General features: G+C 40.7%; 11 protein-coding genes and 1 tRNA gene. 2 read left to right on the forward strand and 10 right to left on the reverse strand.

Annotation, left to right across the window (positions count from 1 at the left end; translation table 11 throughout):
• Positions 1 to 91: 91 nt before the first annotated feature.
• A complete protein-coding gene (locus tag FY557_RS20210) occupies positions 92 to 238 on the forward strand; it encodes a hypothetical protein (RefSeq protein ID WP_185151776.1) in 147 nt (48 codons plus the stop codon).
• Between the two features lie 4 nt (positions 239 to 242).
• Here the strand turns inward: FY557_RS20210 and FY557_RS19195 are convergent, their stop codons facing one another.
• The 5 genes from FY557_RS19195 to FY557_RS19215 all read right to left on the reverse strand — a co-directional run bounded on the left by FY557_RS19195 (position 243) and on the right by FY557_RS19215 (position 4664).
• Complete coding sequence (locus FY557_RS19195; RefSeq protein ID WP_228451846.1) at positions 243 to 1334, reverse strand: acyltransferase family protein; 1092 nt, start codon at positions 1332 to 1334, stop codon at positions 243 to 245.
• Positions 1335 to 1395: 61 nt separating this feature from the next.
• The gene (locus tag FY557_RS19200; protein ID WP_149248844.1) at positions 1396 to 2367 is read right to left on the reverse strand and encodes a deoxyhypusine synthase family protein; all 972 of its coding nucleotides are present in this window, start codon (positions 2365 to 2367) and stop codon (positions 1396 to 1398) included.
• 27 nt (positions 2368 to 2394) lie between these two features.
• Complete coding sequence (locus tag FY557_RS19205) at positions 2395 to 3039, reverse strand: hypothetical protein (RefSeq protein WP_149248845.1); 645 nt, start codon at positions 3037 to 3039, stop codon at positions 2395 to 2397.
• A 190-nt stretch (positions 3040 to 3229) separates the two neighbouring features.
• The gene (arfB, locus tag FY557_RS19210) at positions 3230 to 3622 is read right to left on the reverse strand and encodes an alternative ribosome rescue aminoacyl-tRNA hydrolase ArfB (protein WP_149248846.1); all 393 of its coding nucleotides are present in this window, start codon (positions 3620 to 3622) and stop codon (positions 3230 to 3232) included.
• A 7-nt stretch (positions 3623 to 3629) separates the two neighbouring features.
• Positions 3630 to 4664 carry an AMP-binding protein gene (locus FY557_RS19215; RefSeq protein ID WP_149248847.1) on the reverse strand — a complete coding sequence of 345 codons (1035 nt, stop codon included), beginning with the start codon at positions 4662 to 4664 and terminating at the stop codon, positions 3630 to 3632.
• Positions 4665 to 4763: 99 nt separating this feature from the next.
• Between FY557_RS19215 and FY557_RS19220 the strand changes: the two genes are divergently transcribed.
• Positions 4764 to 4834, forward strand: a tRNA-Gln gene (locus FY557_RS19220).
• 108 nt (positions 4835 to 4942) lie between these two features.
• Here the strand turns inward: FY557_RS19220 and FY557_RS19225 are convergent.
• From FY557_RS19225 to FY557_RS20215, 5 genes are all read right to left on the reverse strand, one after another.
• The gene (locus FY557_RS19225) at positions 4943 to 5650 is read right to left on the reverse strand and encodes a hypothetical protein (protein WP_149248848.1); all 708 of its coding nucleotides are present in this window, start codon (positions 5648 to 5650) and stop codon (positions 4943 to 4945) included.
• The gene (locus FY557_RS19230; RefSeq protein ID WP_149248849.1) at positions 5643 to 7046 is read right to left on the reverse strand and encodes a hypothetical protein; all 1404 of its coding nucleotides are present in this window, start codon (positions 7044 to 7046) and stop codon (positions 5643 to 5645) included. The genes FY557_RS19225 and FY557_RS19230 overlap by 8 nt, the downstream gene beginning before the upstream one ends.
• Before the next feature lie 11 nt (positions 7047 to 7057).
• A complete protein-coding gene (locus tag FY557_RS19235; protein ID WP_149248850.1) occupies positions 7058 to 13234 on the reverse strand; it encodes a hypothetical protein in 6177 nt (2058 codons plus the stop codon).
• Positions 13235 to 13248: 14 nt separating this feature from the next.
• Complete coding sequence (locus tag FY557_RS19240; protein WP_149248851.1) at positions 13249 to 20097, reverse strand: hypothetical protein; 6849 nt, start codon at positions 20095 to 20097, stop codon at positions 13249 to 13251.
• A gap of 890 nt (positions 20098 to 20987) precedes the next feature.
• A partial coding sequence (locus FY557_RS20215; RefSeq protein WP_185151777.1) for a hypothetical protein occupies positions 20988 to 21527 on the reverse strand: 540 nt, incomplete at its 5' end.

A 21527-nucleotide genomic window follows, 5' to 3' on the forward strand; every position in this document is an offset into this window, starting at 1 on the left:
AAATAAGAGAAGGCTTTAATTACTGATTATAAACATTTTAAAAAACCGCATACTTTTTGGATATCATTTAGGGTTAATTAAAATTTTCATCATGAAAAAGTCATTCTTCCGCTTTTTGAATAAGATTAATAAAGCCATGCTTCCGAAATTAAGTGATAAAGATCCGAACAGCCTGACAAAATTTCAGAAAGGCATTTTGGCGTACCGCTATTTTGTCCTGATTAATTCATTAGAGTAAAATATTATTTAATTTTTGAAATCAGCGTCCGGCACCCATTATACAATGGCTTTTCAATCAGAAGATAGATGATGATCGAGCAGATCCACAAGAGTACAAAATTGCGGTCCGGCAGGTAAATGTATGATTTCAGCTTCATATTGAAATAGCTGAGATGGATGAGATAAAAGACAAATGAAGCATTTCCCAGAAGAACTGCCTTTCTGGAAGAAAGTATTTTAGAAACCCACGTTTTCTCGGTCATCAATCCCCAGAAGAAAACGGCAATCGCTACCGGTAAAAGAAATTCATGAATCAGTCTTCCCTCCCACCGGTCTACGCCATGTACAAAATTATTACGGGCGAAACAGGCAATAGAAACCGTTAAAACCGTTATAGCCATTCCACCGTAAAGCGTCGGCTTTTTTAACTTCTTTAAGAAATCCATGCCGTTTCTCTTTTTCATCAGATAAGCCAGTACCATTCCAAAAAAGAATTCGGTGCTTCTACCGAAAAATGTACTGCCGGTCATGAATTTCAGAGGATATAAAAATCCTTTGGGATTTCCGTCGTATTCATGCAATCCATATGCTGTTCCCCACCCCAGCAGGAAAAGTCCGGACAAGAACAGGAGGCCGTACGCCCAGTTTTTTTTAAGTAAAAGAAATAAAAGCGGAGCCAGCAGGTAAAAGCATAATTCTACGGTCAGCGACCATGCCTGGACGATTCCCGAAACCGAATATTTCTCAAACAATGAATACAAAAGGGAATACTGAAGAAAATAAGTATCCACATCTTTGGAATATTTTACATCCAGAAAAAAGGCGGTCAGTAGGATCCAGTACAGCGGAAAAATCCTTGCAATGCGGAGCAACAGGTATTTCAGGTATGATCTTCCGGATTGCAAAGGCGAATCTTCGTACCGGTAAGCCAGTAAAAAACCGCTCAGCACAAAGAAGACCGTTACCCCGATGTGCCACTCGCTGATGAAGCGCATGATCTCAAACGGCAGGTCCCTGCGCCAGTATTTCCGGTTATGGTAAACGAATACCATAATCGCCGCAACGGCACGCATCCCCGTTAATGCATCAAATTTATTTTTTCCGGTTGTATCCAATAGCTAAAAAAATAAAAGGCTTACGGATAAGCCTTTTATGTAAAATTGAAATATTCTTTTATTAATTCTCCAGAATATAAGAGAACATCAATGGTGCACAGATGGTGGCATCACTTTCAACGATAAATTTCGGTGTCGTGATATCCAGCTTACCCCATGTAATTTTTTCATTCGGAACCGCTCCGGAGTAAGATCCGTAAGAGGTGGTAGAATCTGAAATCTGGCAGAAATACGACCAGAACGGAATGTCATGCATTTCCATATCCTGATACAGCATCGGAACTACACAGATCGGGAAATCCCCGGCAATCCCTCCTCCGATCTGGAAGAAACCTACGCCTTTTCCGGCAGAGTTTTTCGTGTACCAGTCGGCAAGATAGGTCATATATTCGATACCAGACTTCATGGTAGTCGCTTTAAGCTCTCCTTTGATACAGTAAGAGGCGAAGATGTTACCCATGGTAGAATCTTCCCATCCCGGTACAACAATCGGAAGGTTTTTCTCTGCTGCTGCGATCATCCATGAATTTTCCCTCGGAATTTCATAATACTGCTCCAGAACGCCTGAAAGGATCATTTTGTACATGAATTCGTGCGGAAAATATCTTTCCCCTTTCGCTTCAGCATCTTTCCAGATTTCAACGATATGCTTCTGTAATCTTCTGAATGCTTCTTCTTCAGGAATACAGGTATCGGTAACCCGGTTCAGCCCTCTCTCCAGAAGGTCCCACTCATCCTGAGCCGTAAGATCCCTGTAATGAGGAACTCTTTCGTAATGAGAGTGTGCCACAAGGTTCATCAGGTCTTCTTCAAGATTCGCTCCTGTACATGAAATGAAATCCACTTTATCCTGACGGATCATCTCGGCAAGGATTTTCCCAAGCTCCGCAGTAGACATGGCTCCTGCCAGCGTGATCATCATTTTTCCGCCATCCTTCAGGTGGGCCACATATCCTTTGGAAGCATCCACCAAAGCTGCTGCATTGAAGTGCAGGTAATACTTTTCTATGAATTCAGTTATCGGTTTGCTCATTTTTTTAAATTTGTGCAAAGATAAAACTTAAAAACGGAATGTAGCGGCTGCGCTTAAAGAAAGTCTTGTCAGTCCTTCTTTTTGGTCATCACCCAGCTCCACCGTCTGGCCGTTATAGCTTATTTTGCTTAACGTTCCCCCCGAAAGCCCTACTTTAGGCCCGATTAAAATATTTTTACTGATCTGGTACTGATAGGCAAAATCTAGCTCGGCACCGAAGGTTGTTCCTTTGCCTTTTACGTTTTCTGTTTTAGAGGTATAAGTCATAGCACCTAAAGCCACGGACATAAAAAGTTTATGTTTCGTTTCCTGAGCATCATTGGTTAAGGTAAGTTCCGGACCGTAAAAATTAATATTGTCTTTAGTGCTGATGTTGGCAGAAACCACATTCCCCATATTATCCGCTACGCTGAATCTTCCGCTTGTTGAGGCACTGTAATTGGAATATTTAAGCCCGATTAAAAGTCCGGTTTTCACTTCGTAACGTAAGGCAACGTCGAAGTTTACCCCGCTTTTTAATCCTTTTAAATAGTCTTTCTGGTCTCTGGAAAGGTCCGGTGATGTTTTGGCAAGCCTCCAGGCATATCCTACAGACGGAGTGATAGAAAATTTTTGGGCAAAAGAAGCCATTGAAATGGAAAATAGACCCAGTGCGATAAGTTTTTTGATCATTAGTTCTAAAAATTTGCCGCAAAAATAATGGTAATTCTGGAATTCCTGGTAAAAGAAACTAGAATTTAACAGTTAAGATGATGTGAGCTGAAAAAGGCTGGAGGAAGGAAGCTGGATGCTGGAAGTTTTTAGCATCAATATCACAACAAAGTTCTACATCTCAAATAGTATCATTGTTTAAGGGTACCTTTTAATACTTAAACTTCCGGTTTTCTTTTTTCTCAGACAGTTTCTTTTTGGTGTCCAGTCTTTTCTGCTTCTGGTTTCTGGAGGGTTTTGTGGCCAACCGCTTCTTCGGAATTATTAAAACATGGTTTACAAAGTCAAGGATTTTTTCAACGGCCTTGTTCTTATTGGCGAGCTGCGTCCTGCTTTCAGAAACAGTTAAGAACAGCAAGCCATCAGCATTGATCCTGTTTTTTAATTTGCTTAGAATTAAATCCTTCTGATAGTCATTGAAAAATCCGGATTCCAAGACATTCCACAAAACCGTTACTGAAGTTTCGACTTTATTTACATTCTGTCCTCCTGCCCCACTGCTGCGGGAGGTTTTAAAACTGAGTTCCCTGGTGAAATCTTTCATTGAAATTTTAATTTTTATGAGGTAAAGCTTCTTTCAGTTCGATCCTATTCACTTTTCCGTTGGGTGTTCTGGGAATTTTTTCCATGAAGATAATCTCTTTGGGCCTATGGAATTTTTCCTGATATCCAATATTGGATAATTTATGATTTAGCTCTTCCGAAGGGTTTCCTTCAATAACCAATATCAATTTCTGCCCCAAACTTTCATCATCGATGCCTAGGAAAAGCGCTTCATTGGCTATTTCTTTCTTTACCAGAGCTTCCAGTTGCTCCGGAAAGATTTTTGCTCCTCCGGAATTAATGACGTTATCCACCCTTCCCAGGAACCTGAACCGGTTGCCGTTTTTAATATCAACTAAATCATTCGTCTGCAATATTTCCGAATTGACGTTGGGCGCAAATATTTTTAAACAGCCTCTTTCATCTTTAGAAATGTCCACATTTTCAAAAGCTTTGAAATATTCCTCCCCCTGTGGAGCAATCTGCTTTAAGGCAATGTGGGAAAGGGTTTCGGACATTCCGTAGGTTTCAAATATTGTGGTTTGTGTATCTGATTCGGCCAGGACCTGAAGGATTTTATTTTTAAGGCTTTCCGAAACGGCTGCCCCTCCAATGATCAGATTTTTAATAAGATGTAATTGATCCAGGGAATTTTCTACCTGCAACGGTGTCATGGCACAGAAATCAATTTCATTGTTCAGATGCTCAACCGGTTTTACGGAAGGATCAGCAACAATCAGTTTTAATTTTCTTATAACCGACCGCACCACCATCATTTTCCCGGAAATGTATTCGACGGGAAGGCAGATCAGGGCCGTATTTCCTTCTTTCAATCCCAGGAAATTACACGTCATTTCTGCAGAGTTCACCATTTTACTTTTTTCGATCTCAAAAACCTTCGGCGTTCCTGTGGAACCTGAGGTCTGTACTTTTACAGTTTTTGAATCCGAGAACCATTCATCGAGAAAATTTCCGATTTTCGCTTCAAATTCCGAGTTGAAAGATAATTGATTCATATTGAGATTATTAAAATCGATCTGCATAAGTACCATGTCTAAAAGTACTGTAAATTTAAAAAAAAGTTTAAAAAGTACTTGCATGTAATTAAAAAAGCTGTAAATTTGCACCACTAAAACAAACAGAGACTCATGGTGTAGCGGTAACACTACTGATTTTGGTTCAGTCATCTGGGGTTCGAATCCCTGTGAGTCTACGAAAAACCATCCTTTTTAAGGGGTGGTTTTTTTGTGTTCATTTATGTGTAAAGCAAAAAAAGGTGCAGAATAATTTTCTGCACCTTTATCAAATTATTTTGTAAATATTAAAGCTGCGCTGCGCTGCTCACGGTAAGCTTCAGATCCCCTTCTCTTAATATTCCTCCGTTTCCGACATACATCGAATCGATTTTGAATGTTGAATAGTAAGTATCCGGTAATTTAAACCAAACGTAAATATACTGATCCGAACCCACATACTGGCCGGCTGTAATAGCAGTAGAAACGGCTACATGAGATTTTTTATTGATAATATTCCCTGAAGGTTTATAACAATAGCCTACCCAGGTAATATCGATAATATCCCCTTGTTGGTAATTATAGCCTGTAGCCCTCAAATGGTACATGGCATGATGGGTATCGATCCTATACGGTAATCTGATATGGAAAATATTCGTCGTACTGGATCCTGTAGTAAAATATTTCAGGATTCCTTCTCTTGTGCTTCCCCGATCTTCAGAACCTTCCAGATTCAGGACCACATTTCCGGTCTGCCCGTTCACGGTCTGTACCAGGCTGTTCGGAATTTCCATATTGGTTTTAATATCCTGCAGGGAAATCTGCGCCACAATGGAGTTATCCATTCCCCTGAGTCTGAGATATCCGCTTTCGGTGTTGATATTATTGGTAATCCTTTTAAGTTCCGGACCATTCAGATGGGCATAGCTGTCCAAAAGATCTGCAAACTGGCTCTCAACAGGTCTCTTTGTTGCTTTGAAATATGCTTTTAATTCCGGTATTGTTTTTTTAGGCATTGGTCTTATTTATTTGTGATTTTAATTGTTCTAACTCTTTGTGCTGAGCAATGGTATATAAGGTAAGTTCTTCAATTTTCTGAAGCAGTTTCATTTGAAAGTCTCCTACATTTACTCCGTCCTGAGCCATGTCACTACCGGAAGGGATTTCCGGCAGATGCTTATTTTCACTGATAAATAATTCAAGCTCGTTCAGATTCATCATGGAATAGTCGGGTCTGGCTGAAGAATAGTTGTCATAATATTTCTCAAAAACATAATCTGCAGGAACGTTCGCATTGATTATAATATCTTCAGCATGTATTTTCCCTTTCACAGTCAGCTTCTGGTCCGGATTTTGGGTTCCGATACCAACATTGCCTGTTGAACCATCAATATGGATCCTTTTTGTATTATCTGTTCCAATACTTAAATGTCTGGTTCCGATTGTTTTGATCTCTGCAGTACCAAATCCGTTTCTTGGGTAAGACATTTCAAAAACATTGCTTCCCAACTCACTGATGCTAAAGCCTACTCTGTTTGTTGAATTTATACTGGGATCTGTCATTGTGGCGGTTATAAATCCATTAACATCCAACTTTGATTGCGGAGTATTCATACCAATCCCGACATTTCCCCCATCTCTGTTTACTACCGTATTATTCCCGACCGGATTTATCTGCAAAGGAGAACCGGCATGGCTCTGAATCCAGGTATATTGATTGTTATATCCCATTCTTAGGTTTGGCATGCTTTCATCTCCAAGAGAAAAAGTCCCGTACTGATCCGGCGTTGATGGAGAGCTGAGAACCTGCAATCTTGATTTTGGATTCATTGTTCCAATTCCGACATTCTGGTTAAAATTGATAAAATGCCTGTTTTGCCCACTGAGAGGTCGGGTATAAATTCCTGACAATGCTACCTTGCCAATTGCAAGTTCCCCTACGCTCTGCTGGGATATTTTCACATTATACGGATTTCCTGAAGATGCGGTATGATATATCGTAATTTTATACTGATTCATCACAGGATCCCATTCGAAATTTCCAATGTAAATATTATCGAGAATACTTCCTTCGGCCTCTACGATTCTTGAAGTCGTGCCGTACCATATTCCATTATCCGGATTGGCTCCTAACTGAAACTGTTTTTTAATCATCCCTACACTACTCTGATGCGCATAGGATCCTGCAATTTCTACTGTAATAAATCCATTGACGAAACTGTTTCCAAATAATACATCGATGGCCTTGTTACTTTCATTGTTGAGGAATGTGAAATTTAAATCCGTGAAATCGCTATTTAAATTTTTACTAAAATGAACATAACTGTCCAGTAAATCTTCAAATTGGCCTTCCGTAGGTCTTTTTGCGGCTTTAAAATATTCTTTTAACTGTGGTATTGTTTTCTTTGACATGATTACTATTTTTAAATGTTTGGTCTGATGATAAAAGTTCCCTGCATAATCATTCCGTCGGTTCCGTCCGAAGAAATACCGCCGATATCCGACCAGGTTTCTTTTTTATAAATGGTTAAAATTTTCTCCTGTGTGCTGTACATATTCGATGTATTCTGAGCTACTAGTTTAAAGTGATGATACAGCACATTGCCGGCGGCATCTTTTATCGGCATCGGATCCATATCTAATTGTTCCAAAGGCAGATAAAATTCATTCCCCGTAAGATCAAAGGTTTCCTGAAGCATCCAAGATTCTGCACCGGTAGCCGCATTTGTTTCCGATAAATACAAGTGGGCTTCAGAGGTATCTTTCGCATCCGTATAGATTCTGGCAATCTCTTTCCAGTTACCTTGGTTGCTCATTTTATACAAGCTGTACTTTCCTTTGTAACACACCTGTTCCCAGGATAAAATCACCCAATTGATCGTGTCCGAATCTACAGGCACCGGTTCAGAATGGTATTTCATTTCAGGGGTCGGCGGATTATAATTTTCCACCAAAGTACTTACCACTACTTTGGATGGCATAGAAGGCGCTTCTTCCACCACTACTTTTGAAGCAGGAGGAGATACGTTATAATCGGTTGTAGAATATTCCACTTTTCGGGTTACAACAACACGGTAGAAAAGAAGATCTCCATACGGTTTGTCCGTTAAGTCCTCAAACTCATCATACACGACCCAGTTATCGGATGCCGCATCAGTTTCCAAATCGGCTACATCCACCGTTTTAATATGCTGCATACTCAAAATTGAATCTGCATCCAGCTTATTGGTGGCGCGGTAAAGCGATACTTTGGTGATCTTCTGTACTTCCGGATAAGGATTGACTTCCACTTTTACTTTCGCGGTAATTCCCAAGGTTGCATTATCAACCACCGGTAAAAGACTGGCAATCTTCGGCGGTTCTGCCGGGTTGGTATTCACCAGCTTGATCGGCCCTAAAAAGGGACTGAATTCACCCATCTGCATCTGGTTTCCAAACTCTCGGGCACCGTAAAAATAGAAGTTGTCTGAAGCACCGTCCAGCGTAAAGTCGGTAAACAGAGTGGAATGTTTTGGAACGGAACTGTATACCGCTGCCATCGGAGCCATATCGAAATCGGCATGGGTAACCGGCAACAAGTATCCTGAAGCATCCCGGATATTCTGTTTTTTATTCTTCGGGCGATGGCCTGCAGGATCCGAAAAACTCATATTTTTAATATGCTGATAGATCATCGGAACTTCTGTTAACGGCAGGAAACAGTTAAAGATTCTTTCTTTAATAAAATGTCCTAATCTTAATTCGTCAGATTTATTCGGGACTGCTTTAATAACAGGATGATTGATTTTATAAAATCCAGTTTCCCATTTGGTTTTATCCAGCAATTCAGACTTCTGTGAAGAGTTTAATTTAAAATAATCGTTATGTTCTGTAATAAAAGCATTCACGGACTCCCAGAAGTTTTTACTGTCCGGAATCGGCATGGTATATCTTACAGTTCCGACATCAGGGAATTCTGTATAAACCGTACTTCCCGGATTGGTTAACATATCAAAATCCATGAAATTAATCCATCGGTTGTTAAAAAATACTTCATCCATCCCACCAAGGTCATTGAGCTTACTTCTGATTTTTTCAATGGTCTTCGGTTCATAAAGTGCTGCCATCAGTATAGCATTATTCGCCCTGAAAAACTGTACGGAATAAGGCTTGTGAGCGTATTCGGTAATAAAACTATAGGTCGATTTTCCGAATTTATCCGGTCTGGTGGCATATTTCGATCCCGTTGGCTGCTTCGGCTGTTTCGGCTCAATAATTTTGTTCGCAAACATGACGGCAGGAACTCCGAATTTCGATTTATATTTTGCGCCCTGCATATCCAAGGTATCGTTATCGACACTTCGCAAACCAAAAACAGAATATCTTACATCTTCATTATCGCCCGGCAAGATGGCATCCTGTGTAAGGTTATTCGCTACATTTTTATACAGATACACTTTGTAAGATGGATAATAATTCAGCGGAAGCGATGTGCCGACAACAGGATCCGTAGGCTTGGCAGGAAGTGTCTGGCCTCCCAGCACATGAAACTTAGGCTGATGATTGTTATCCTCTTCAATAATGAAATTATTATCATAAATATATAAGACCAGATCATTATTGATTCCGATATTTTCCGTTCTTACCACTTTAAAAACAGATCTGGATTCGATAGGATTGCCACTGTTGTAATCTTCATTCGTAAAAATCCTCACAATACCATTCTGCCATTCTACCGAATGTGAATCTGCATTATACTGTGAATGCTGAGCCATTTTGAATCCTGGGAATGTAATTTTGTAGACCCCTTTGTGTACTTTCGGAGTATTCGGATAATCGATCACGGTCCCCAGACTATTCTGATAAACATGAAGATCTTCGAAATACTTCTCTATGGTCGCCTGTTTCCAGAACCCCCTGCTTTTTTCAAGGTAACGCTGGATTTCTCCGTTAGATGAAGGGGTTTCGATAACTTCCCGGTGAACCGTCCAGTCGTTGGTTCCGATTTTCACCTTTAATGAATTCGGATTTTTCACGCCCCACGTTGAGGTATTCTGCATGTTTTCCGTTACACTGAAAAGACCTTCGGTAGACGGATTAATGACCGGAAGTGTTAAGGTGGCCTGATCAATAAGCGGAGTTGTTCCCGCAATAATCGCTGCACTGGCTGCTTTTTTAAAGACCGTGAAATGAAGACCTGTTGAAGTCTGGTCTATGCCATTGATGATATAGCTGTCACCATCCATCAGGAAAATCCCTCCGATATAATCGCTTGCCGTTGTTCCGGCAGGAATTTCGGATTTATACGTCTGAACCTGAATAGAAGGCTGCGTCACCCCAGCATTTGCGGCTCCTGAACCTGGAACTAAGTAGTCTTTGGTTTTGATGATCGCCATCAGCTGGTTGGCATGGGGAACTACATCATAAGCCTTAGCCGAAATAATTTTTGGTGTATAATTCCTGTAAAAAATTTCCACCTCATCCGCAAATACTTCTTTGTTGTCCGGAAATAAGCTTTCAGGATCCTGCTGATATATCGTACTTGAAATCCCGGAATCAAACGGAATGGAATAACCGATCATATCCTGGTAAATATGGTAATCATAGGTAAGCCTAACCAAAGTCTTATCCTCATTATCCGGGATCGCATTTAAACGCAACTGCTCATTCTGAGTGGTAAAGGTGAGAGGAACTTCTTTCTGAATATTAAATACATTGGTTCCGGAAGGCGGCAAAAGCCTGTTCGCCGGTTTGATATTTGTATCAATAGACAGTTCTTTTTCCCCGTACTGCGCTCTTGAGAACCAGTTGATCCCATATCCTTTATAGAAATACGTCCCGCTTTTATCCTGTCTGTGCATATACAGCGGCGCATAGGTAGAAGGAATCTGGATCGGTAAGGTTTCCGAAGAATTATCCGTGTTAGCATACTGGGTATCATGACAAAGCTCCGGTTTAACCCAAATATACGTATCCGCTTCGCCAGGTTTTACCAGCCTGTGCTCAAGACCGGCATACACCGGATTGGTAAATGAAGAGGCGTCAAAAGGGTAGCTGGAATCAAAAAATACAGGATTCACCTGAAAATCCGGAACCTGGATGTTATAAAGACTGACATACCTGTATTTTCCGTCATGGGAATATCCTTCACTGTTATAAAGACCTGCCGAATTCGGGTTGTTCCCATCCATCCCTTTGGAAATTTTCAGGAGATCTACCGGAAGGGATAATCTTTCAATCTGCGTGGATACCGGCAGTGACATGGATAGTAACTGATAGGTTTTATCGGACGAATTGATATCCAGATCTCTGTTGGTGTGATATTCTGCAATATAGATAAATTCCCCGTTCATCACCACATTATTGAGATCCAAATGGCCTAATCCCAGCATTCTGGCCACGTGATAATCCAGTGATGCAATATTCAGAATATCTAAATTCGATACTTCCGTTTGACCATCCTGTACAGGATCTGTCGTGATGGTAACTGACGGATCATTCTGTGCGGCACCGAAATTCAGATTAAGTGTCTCGTTAGCTTTAGGATTTGGCTGTGTATTACTCAGACTGATGTATTTGTCCACTACAGTTTTTATATCTCTGTCTAAAGGCCCTTGGGAAGTATGTTCCCATTTGTCTTTATAATTTTTGGTATTTACAAAAGCTCCGTCGTTATAGCGCAGCCAAGCTCCGTGTACCGGATTGGAATCCGGAAGAGGATCCAACCTTGTAAATGCTTCGGAATTATCTGTGGTTAAAGCAAATTTACCCAGTAACTTCCAAGCCTGCGCCTGATTGCGGCTGATGATAAAATCCGAATAAAATTCAAAATCAATCATCGATACAAGGCAGCTGTTGGCTTTAAAACGTAAGGTCTTACCGTTTTCCGCATTGAAATAATTAGTGGTTACTTCATTGCTGTATAACTGTTTTCTGTACGTAAGGTTCTGCTGTGTCACAGAAGTATTATCAGCTACCGACAATGCTTCCAGCTGCAGGACTGAATAAGACTGCACATTATTTACCTTTAAAGAAGCCGCAAAGAAAAGATCGGTCTTACACTGCACTTCAATCAGTTCATTTCCGTATTTTTCAACAAACTGCAAAGGATTGGTAAGTGGATTAACCGCCTGCCTCACCTGGGTATAGACATTTTTATTTTTAAAATAAACGTAGATCAGCCTTGTATTGTTGTTGAACTTATACACCCACATTTTCTGATTGTCATCAACCAGCTGCGGAGCGACCGAAAAATCTAATGAAAAGACGGATTTTACATAGGGCGTTCTATATACTTTAACGAAATCTTCCGGTTTATTGAAATTATAGGAAGTAGAAGCTGCATTTCCTTTAGGCAAATGGTTTTCTCCCAGCTTTCCTCCGAAACTCCATCTCAAATGAACCCCTTTTGTACTGTCGGCTCCCGTCGAACCTGCTGCCTGCAGATAAAAGCCGGGAGTCTGAAGACCGGCAAAGTCATCAAAAGTAATAGCCGATCCGCCTGTTTCGCAGACATCCTCATTGATGTATACCGAATCAGTATAGAGGGATTTTGCCGCAAACTCTTTATAAGTTGTATTAACAGCACTGAAACTGGCCGATAGTATCATCTGTTCAAAGACGCTTGGCCTCCAGACCTCAAGATTAGAAGTTTTACAGTTATCGAACTGGGTTCCGAAAAATCCTGAGAATTGTCTTTCACTTACTGCTCCGTGAAGCACAGCCTGGTCATTAATAATCTGATCGATGGAAAGCGTGGAAACATCCATCTTTTTTATTGCCTGATGTACAAAGTTGTAATCAGATTTTACGATTTCATTATTGCTGTTGGAGATCAAAAAATATTGTGATCCGAAAACATATTTTGGATTCTTGTTGGTGTTTTCCTGGTAAGAATATCCATAGCTCTCATTAGGAAGCATCAGCGCAGGCTTTCCGTTCCATGCTCCGGAGACAAACAGTTTATTGTTGGCGTAATAAATGCCGTCCAGCGATATGGCAGTGCTTCCGTCGGGCGAATAAACATATTTCGAATCGGTGATATTCAAGTTAATATCCATAGAAATCGTAGTACCTACCGTCTGACCTCGTTGGTTATGATTTCCGCAGATCGCCAATATTCTTCCGTACACAACAGCCCCTGATACTTCAAAAGTGCCCGCTACTTTGGGAGCAATTTCCTTTTTTACCAATACGGTACCCGCTTCATTCACAGCCATCACAAAAGATTTGGACAGCCTGGAATCATAGTAAACGATAAATGCACGGTCATCATATTTTGCGGCGTACAAACGCCCCCTGACTGATGCGTCAGGGAAACTTTTGTACCATTTTACTTCTCCGCCGGCTGTGATGAGCATCAGAAAAGGAATTACCGAATTTTCAAATCCGAGAACCATGTAATCGCTTTTGTGCGGCATAATCTTGATGAAAGTAATCTGCCGGTCTTTGAAACCGTATATTTTATTCCAGACCAGACCACCGTTTTCATTGAGCACTGTAATTAGTCCGGAACTAAAGTCACCGCCGCCTACGTTAAATATATTTCCATTCTGGTAAAGAGTAAAATTAACTCTTGCATCGGAAACGTCTGTATAATTATGATATTTGAAAAAACTCATTTTTAATTTTAATTTTATAGTTGAATTTCGTTTACTGTAACGGCAGATTTTTCTACGTACACCGTTCCGTTCCAGGCTTTGTACCTGAACCTGCAGTTTAGTTTTGAATTGATGATTTTTTTGCTCTGATGCATCACCAGGATTTGTGAATAGTCTTTTGAATAAAGTACTTTAAATTCATTGTTTACGTTTCCGCTCTGGCTGAGTACCTGGAAGCAGTCGGCCATATGGGTCAGTGGAATCTTCGGATCATTGAAAGGTTCCGGATTCCTGATCAGTAACGCCACAACATTTTCCGTCGCATGATCCATTATTTTCACAAATTCCGTATTGTTAGGCGGATCCAATGGTTTGAGACCCACTACGCCTTCCAATGCCCGGTCAAAAACTTCGGAATAGGTATTGGCCAGACTTTTCAGATGATCATTTTCAGGACCTCCGGATACCAGTGCATACAGATCATTCAGCTTTTGCTGATTAAAATCCGTACGGATCCCGTAAACTGCATTTCTTTCCGCTACAACCACCTGATGGTCATCATATTCTTTAAGCTTATAACTTTCCACTTGCTCCTTAAAGTTCTTGTATCTGGATGTTTTAAACACAAATTCATGTACCGAAGGATTTTCATTATACGTTTCTTTTGGTGATATCGGCCATGATGCAAAACCACTGTCTTCATTCGCATCAAACGCATTGGATATGATGGCGGTATAAAGTTTTTCCGGATTCAGGTTGTCCAGCACTACAGAATAGCTGTTAGATTTCGGCTTTATTGCTTGACCGGGTTTAATGACGCAGGTCAGATTATTGTTAGGCGTATTGGCATAATTGATATAGTTCATCATCTGCTGGATTCCCAATGGCATATTCGGATCAGTATCCGACACCCATGAGGTGATGGTCTCAGGGACGGTCGCATGCGTCCAGTGTTCCGGCAGAGGATACGGAATAATCACATTCGTCACCGGATCTTTGATCATGATATTCATTTCTCCTTTTATAAAACCAAGCCCCTGGCCTTGTTCCCATTTCTTCAGCATGTTATACACATAAGGCTTGTTGAAAAACAAATGGATTTCACATTCCTCGTGACCGTAGAATAATGGCTTCGACATCAGCAAATCCCCGTCTGCATTCGGATAGGACTTTTTCATATCGATATATGCCTTAAGGGAAGTAATTGGATATTCTTCTTTCTTTTTCTTCTTCGGAGGGCTTACAGGTACTCCTTTCTCGTCCCGTACCCAATCGATATAATCCGGGTTTTTCTGTTCGAAATGTCCGATAGGCCCAGCCGTTTTGAAGGTGAAATAATAATTGAAATCATGTGGAGTATCTCCGTTTACATTATCCCTTGTTTTCACATGGATACAATAAGCGCTGTTCGGTCTCCAGATCGGCTGCACTACTTTGGACATGGCATCCTGCATCAGCTGCATATCCTGCTGAACGGCTGCCTGTGCCGGAATGGTCTGCTGGTATTCATAATCGGTAACCGTCATCCAGGAAACTTCCTGAAGCATCGTATAACAGTTGGTTACGTAATCTCCTATATTGCTACAGCCACAGTTACCAATTTTATAGATGGTGTCAAAGATTTCTTTAACCATATTTAAGGCATCCTGAAGATTAGAATCTTCCATCATGATATATTTCTGTAACTCATCTACCATATCACGAATTAATCCCATCCCGTTAATCAGGTTATAATAAGGATGCTCTTTATCAAAAGCATAAATTGCATCTATCAAGATCTGGAAGCATTTGCTGTTTTCTCTAAAAGATACTGCCGGATTAATGCAGCTGTAAAGACTATTGCTGATCTGGCTGAGAAAATTACATAACACCTCATCTTTCTGGCAAGGCTCCGTTTTTTCATCGCATCCGCAGACCGGAGTAAACTTAAGACCGATTGGCTTCTGAGCCACCTTGTTTACTTTAATGATCACTGCTTTATTCGTCTTCTCTTTCGGATACTCGGAAGAATAGCAGATATCGATCCCGTCCGCTTTGTCGGAAATCCTGGAAATCACACTGTTTCTTTCGATAAATGAACTAAACGGGTTGTCTGGAAGATAAAGGAAGATCACAGAGTGGGTATTGAAATCCACATACGGAGCAGGATTGCCGTACATGGTCTGCATATACACGCTTTCAAAATCCGCCCAGGTATTTACAATCCGTGAAGCATTAAAATCCACAATTCCTAAACCAAATAATCCCTGATAATTATCAACGGTTTCCAGCACCTCAAAATCAAGTTCGTTACACTGGGCCGTCGTACATCCTCCCTCTTTTAGTTTATCCAGCTGGGCAATGAGTTTATCATAAAGATCCTGGTCTGCCTGGGAGAGAATTACGGAACTAACTTCCCCGTTTGTATTGGCAGCAGCATTGGCCCAGATCTGATCGATCTGTGCATTGATCGCATCAATCTGTGCCTGGTTGGCATGATAAGGGATAATTTCAATCTTACTCACATATTTATTAAGCAGGTCTGCCTCTTCAAGTACAAGCTCAGTCATCAGCTCGTCTTTTGTTTTGGTGATTTCAGTGATCATATCATAATTCTGATAAATGGCATTCGAGAATATTTCCTTATACAGCCTGATCGTTACATTGCTTGCCAATGTGGAAAGCTTCATTTTAATCTTGGCTGAAGCTTCAGGCAGGATAATCACCATGGCGCTCCCATTGGTAATCTTCAGGGATTTTGCAGAGTTATGAGGATTGGAAGCATTGGAAACCATCATATAATCATCGTCGGTTGCGGTCCCGAGAATGTTGTAGTAAGCCCCGTTGATGAACTCATTCGGGTACATCGTCGGCTGATGATAAATTGTTCCTACGGCTTTATCCAGTACATTCGAATGGTGCCATACCGGTGTATGATCCGTACAGAACAATGAAGAAGCGGTGATTCCGTATTGTTCCGGAACAAACCATCCCGGCTGTCCTCCGTCCAGGAAGGTAAATGGCGTGGATGCCAGGATCCTGACGGTATCATATTTTTCATTGGTTTTCTGCCAGAATCCGACCTTAAAGTTATCGATTCCTGTAATGCCATTAGCCTGTTGTTCAGACAATACGCCCCGATAAGGGTTATATTCTACCCAATTATTTCCTTTAGCAATCAGGATACGTACGTCTTCCAAAGAGTACTGGTGTTTTACCTGACGGATGACATGGCCTCCCGGCTGTACTTTTTCAGGCGGTATCAGGTCGGTATATCCGCTGGCTCCGCTGGTATGGCCTCCGATTTTTTTGTCAGCCAATACTGTCGGAATCATCCCTTTTTCCACTTTGAAATCGATGTAGGTATCCAGCGGAATATATTCCACTTCTGCACTGGTCCTTACGGTATCAGGCGTAGGAATCTGATCAATAAAGGTTTTGATTTTAAAATCTTCATTGGTAAGCATGTTTACTCCTTTCGCAGCACTTTCCAGTCTGGCAACTTTTGGATAATCAATAGCCGGGTCATCAGAAACATACGTAATCGGTGCTACAGCAGTCGTATCCACCTCATTGTTTTTCTCCCATTTGATGGTTAAATGAATATTGAACTTGATTTTAACAATAAATAATCTGATTTTCAGTTCCAGCTTAAATTCAGCGAGAATAAGGAACGGTTTCACCAATTCTACCCTGAAGTAAATGGAAATAAATAAGGAAACTTTAACGATGAAGAGATTAATTTCCGCGCCTCCTTCCACATAAATATAACCGCCGACCTGAGGACGTTCGAAACTGATCTTGGTTCCCACTTCAATAGCAGCCCATACTTTCAGGATCAGCAGGTTGAGGTTGAAATCCACCCTTGCGCCGGCTTCGATCCCTTTGGCGGCAATCATGAGATACGCCTGTGCCTTGATATTCAGCGAGTCTTTTAATAAGGCTGCCGTAATCGGTTTTTCTTTCGTCCCGAAATTAATGTACCACGGCTTCTGGTTTTTAAAGAAGAAGCCCATCTGAACCTCGGCTTTGATGTCGATGAAGGAACCGTTGTTCTTATTCAGCTGGAAGTTTCCGCCGGCACCGATTTCCAGGGAATCGCTGCTTACAATGACGAATGCATAGAACGGCGGCAGGCGCGGATCGTCTTCTGCCAGTCCTAGACGCTCACTGATGATGGTTAAACCGGCATCAATGGCAAACATACTAGGAACGGACAACAATACCATAGCACGTAGTGAGGCCAGACGTCCGTCCAGTGTGGCCAGGGAAGCTCCTGCCCCGATGGAGAACGGGAAGCCCATATCTTTGGTATGCTGCGGACCGATAAATTTATCCATATGGATTCCCCGCTCCGGATGCACATAATAATCGTACCAGCTGTCGTTATCGCTCATTCCGATGGCGCTCTTATGGGCCACATAACGGTAGCCGAGCAGTCCCCTGAATCCGAAGATTCCGAAAGAACCGAGCGGAATCACAAACGGAAACTCCACGTTGGCATCAATAAAGAATCCCGGATATTTAGGGTCGAATGCCATTTCAGCAGAACCGTAAATTTTCATCTGCGGCAGCTGAAGGGCTACTTTTCCGCGGTATTCCGTAGAAACTCCCGGCTCAGGAATCGTTAATGATCCCTTGATGATCGCTACGGCAGCTTCCGCACTGGCCGTTCCCGGAATCACCAGGTCGATCTCCAGCGTGGAGATGTGGAAATAATGGTCTTTGCTTCCTCCATGTTCATCGTTGTCATTGGTATAATAGTATTTTACCCCGTTTCCTCTTACATCGATTCCCAAAGGATTCACATTGATCCCTCCATCAAATCCGATATAGTTGTAGTTACGCATTACTCCATTGAACATTTTCTGCACGGTTCCGATGTGGATGGCGGAAACGCTCATGGTAACCGGCCCAATATTCAGGTTCAGATTAACCGGAACAATCGAATTTCCACCGCCAAGCTCAAATTTTCCGCTGGCGTAATAGCGGATGGACGGAAGATCGATTCCCTGCTCCCCGAATAATTTTTCCCCAAATGAACCGTGAGGGAAAAAGATCTGTGTATCAGCCTCGATATAAAAGTTATCATCCTTCTTCCCGATTTCAATACTCTGAAGTCTGAATTTCAGAATATCGAACAGGTTCATGGTAAGTCCTGAAGGCAGGAATGCAGCGGCAAGCTTAAAGTTTTCTTTGCTCTCCCATTCTCCTACTACTTTAATCAGTAATTCTTTGTTAGGCTCTTCTTCATTCTTGAATTTTTTAATTCTCAAAGCAGCTCTCAATGAAGAGTGGACAACCTTGCCCTGATGGAAATCAATTTCAAAATTACTGAATCCCAATTCCCATGATTTATCGGCATCTTTACCAAGATTAAACCATAACGTTTTTTTACTTTCTTCAGCAAGTTCTTCAATATTCAGGCTGCCTATAAATTTATAATATTCATCCTCCTTTTTAAAGGTCCTGTGCTGGCCATCTTTTGTTGTCAGTTCTAAAGGGTAAGCAAATTTCAGTTGGGCAGGTGATTCCAGTCCGTTGATGTATGTCAATAAGTTTGCTTTATTGGCAATAGTCTGTACGGCAGTTCCATTCATGGGTTTTACCTTCAGATTGGTATAATCCAGATCGAAGAAATTACCGAAATAATCGACGACTTCAGTATCTCCTGCACTGTTTGCTGCCGTACTGTAGGTAGGACGGATGGCAATATTTCCGGACAATCCGCCGGTACCGATCAGCAAATGGTTGGCAGAAATCCCGAGGGTCTGCCCGGTCTGCTGTTTTTTAAACCATTTTTTAGGCAGGAAGATTTCGGTATATTCCATGTAGACGCCCATGAATTCTTTAGGACGTCCGTCGGCGTCGGCTTCTGCAATATTTTCCTTTTTGCTCAAATCGATCTTCATGTTGTGAATATCGATGGCAAAACCTGTATTTCCGATCAGGGCAGGCGAACTGGTACTGAGGGCAAGATCCATATTGTATCCGAAGCCTCTTTCGGTATCCGCATAAAATACGGCCTCACCGAATTTCAGCATGACTTTATCCAGGAATCCCTGTGTATTTTCCGGAATAGGATCCAAAGCATTCGGATGGTTTCGGGGATACGCCGGTGTTAAAATATTCCTCGGGAACTCAATGGCCGCCGAAAGCATCAGCGTCGCCTTGAATTTCGGAATGATGACTTCCTTGATGAACTCATCAATATCCTGCGGGATCAGCGAACGGAAAAATTCTTTCACTTTTTTCCCGGTTTCCTGAATATCCGATGTTAATAAGTAAGTGGCAAACGCTACCAAGGAAGCATATTTCTTATTTGATTTCTGGTAAATATCCTTTACCACATCGGTTATCGTTGTTGCATTATCAGGAATTGTCAGTCCCAAGCTCTGATCTAAATTCAGATCGTGCACAAACTGCATTAACGGTGTGATGTTTTGATTTTGCGGTTCTACGAAAGTATTAACGATATGGGCAATCGCCTGTTCCTCCGTAATGTTCAGCACTCTGAGTGCGACTTCAAAGATTTGCTGGGGCTCAAAGGAAAAATTCCCTAAGCTGAACTGGCGCAGATATGCCAGGATTTTCCATTGGTATTCGATGGTGATCGGAAAGGCCGAAATGTTAGAATCATTTCCTGCCAGGTCAGGATTAAGGACTAAGGAAATTCCGGTTCCCGGAAGTTCGATATCCAATCTCTTCGATACAAGGGACAAGCTGTAAAAAGCTGAATCTCCTTTCGGGCCTTTGCTGTACTGTAAATCTTTGTAATAGATCTTGTCGAGGAGCCCAATGACTCCGTCTTTTATGAATCCCAATATGTCTGGGATCTGGTCAGGTGTAACCACAGAGGATAACCTCGGGTAATACCTGTGTGTTACCGGTGTTTGATTTGGCATGTAAATTTTTTGTGTTTGAGGTTTATTTAAAACAACATGATAGCGTTAAATAAATACGCTCTCCAGGATAAAAGGCTCTTTTCAATTCTTTGAAAGAAATGACCGTTTGCCATTTTTGCTGTGGAAGCAGGATATTTTATTCCTATCATCTTTTTAAAATATTGAGAGCATATAAATGTCAATTCCCATTTTAGTGATCCGTATAAAACTTTTAATGATGTGTATGTTAAAAGCTTTATTTTATCATGTAAATCCATTTTCACTATATACCCCTGGTGGAATAATTGGTTATTTCATAGGTTGTCAGTTTTTGGTTTAACAGCATCAATCTGCCATTGAATATTTTAAAATTCGTCAGACAATGAGTTAAAATCCTTACGCATTAACTCGTCTATTATTCTGAAACAAAGATATCCGGGCACAACGCCAAAACTTGACGTGTTATTTTTTATTTAAAAATCTTTAAAATTTATTATGAAATAAAAGGCAGGGAATAAGGTAATCTAATTCCCTGCTCAAAAGAATTAAATAAATATAAATCAGATTTATTTATATACAAACTGTTTTAAACCTTCATAGACGGTTTATAGTTTTAATCTAGTTCAGAGTAATCTTCATGAGATCTGCTATCCAGCGTATGACCTTCGATTGAATAGATCTTTGAAATCTATTTTGTTGTAACAATAGAAGATAATCCCGGGTAATAACTGTGTATTACCGATGTTTGATTTGACATGTAAATTATTTTGTGTTTTAGGTGAATGAAAAGCTTCCGTTTAGACAAAAAAAGCCTTATTAAGTAATGATTACTTAATTTCACATGGTGTTAGAATATTTTGGATAAGATAGTTAAGTTCTAAAATTTAGAAATTTTAAACTTAATACAGCCCTTACTTGAGTGCTCTAAATTCTTTCCACATTTCTTGTATTTTTTCTGAATTTGGAACTCCCTTATCTGCCGATCTTTCACAGGTATTATCAATATAGTTAAGAAACTTATCATCAAATGAAGGTAGATAATTTTTAGTAAAATCCAAATCTTTAAAAATGACCTGACCATTTATTTCAATTGATTTCATTTCTCCTCTTCTTATATTATTGCCTCTCTGTAAAATCTTAATAACAGTTTCATAAGGATCAGGTAGAGCCTTATATTCATTAAACTGAGGATATTCTTTAAACAATTGCCAACAAATATATCCATATAGAATTGGTATATCTAATCCTTTATTATCTAGGTAAAACATACCTACATTAAATGTTTTCGTAAATTCTTCTAAAGAAATAACAGAATCCAACAAATGTGAATCAACAAAATAGACAATATTATGAGCCTCATCCAATCTATACATAAGAAACCATTTTTCAATCATGTTAAGACTTTCATACCAAACACGCATTCTTTTTAAATATTCTTTAAATAATAATAC

Source organism: Chryseobacterium sp. SN22 (genome assembly GCF_008329705.1).
In the GTDB taxonomy this organism is placed as follows: Bacteria; Bacteroidota; Bacteroidia; order Flavobacteriales; family Weeksellaceae; genus Chryseobacterium.

Coding starts and splice junctions, on each gene's coding strand:
- FY557_RS20210 (WP_185151776.1), top strand. CDS start 92: ATGAAAAAGTCATTCTTCCGCTTTTTGAATAAGATTAATAAAGCCATG.
- FY557_RS19200 (WP_149248844.1), bottom strand. CDS start 2,367: ATGAGCAAACCGATAACTGAATTCATAGAAAAGTATTACCTGCACTTC.
- FY557_RS19205 (WP_149248845.1), bottom strand. CDS start 3,039: ATGATCAAAAAACTTATCGCACTGGGTCTATTTTCCATTTCAATGGCT.
- arfB (WP_149248846.1), bottom strand. CDS start 3,622: ATGAAAGATTTCACCAGGGAACTCAGTTTTAAAACCTCCCGCAGCAGT.
- FY557_RS19215 (WP_149248847.1), bottom strand. CDS start 4,664: ATGCAGATCGATTTTAATAATCTCAATATGAATCAATTATCTTTCAAC.
- FY557_RS19225 (WP_149248848.1), bottom strand. CDS start 5,650: ATGCCTAAAAAAACAATACCGGAATTAAAAGCATATTTCAAAGCAACA.
- FY557_RS19230 (WP_149248849.1), bottom strand. CDS start 7,046: ATGTCAAAGAAAACAATACCACAGTTAAAAGAATATTTTAAAGCCGCA.
- FY557_RS19235 (WP_149248850.1), bottom strand. CDS start 13,234: ATGAGTTTTTTCAAATATCATAATTATACAGACGTTTCCGATGCAAGA.
- FY557_RS19240 (WP_149248851.1), bottom strand. CDS start 20,097: ATGCCAAATCAAACACCGGTAACACACAGGTATTACCCGAGGTTATCC.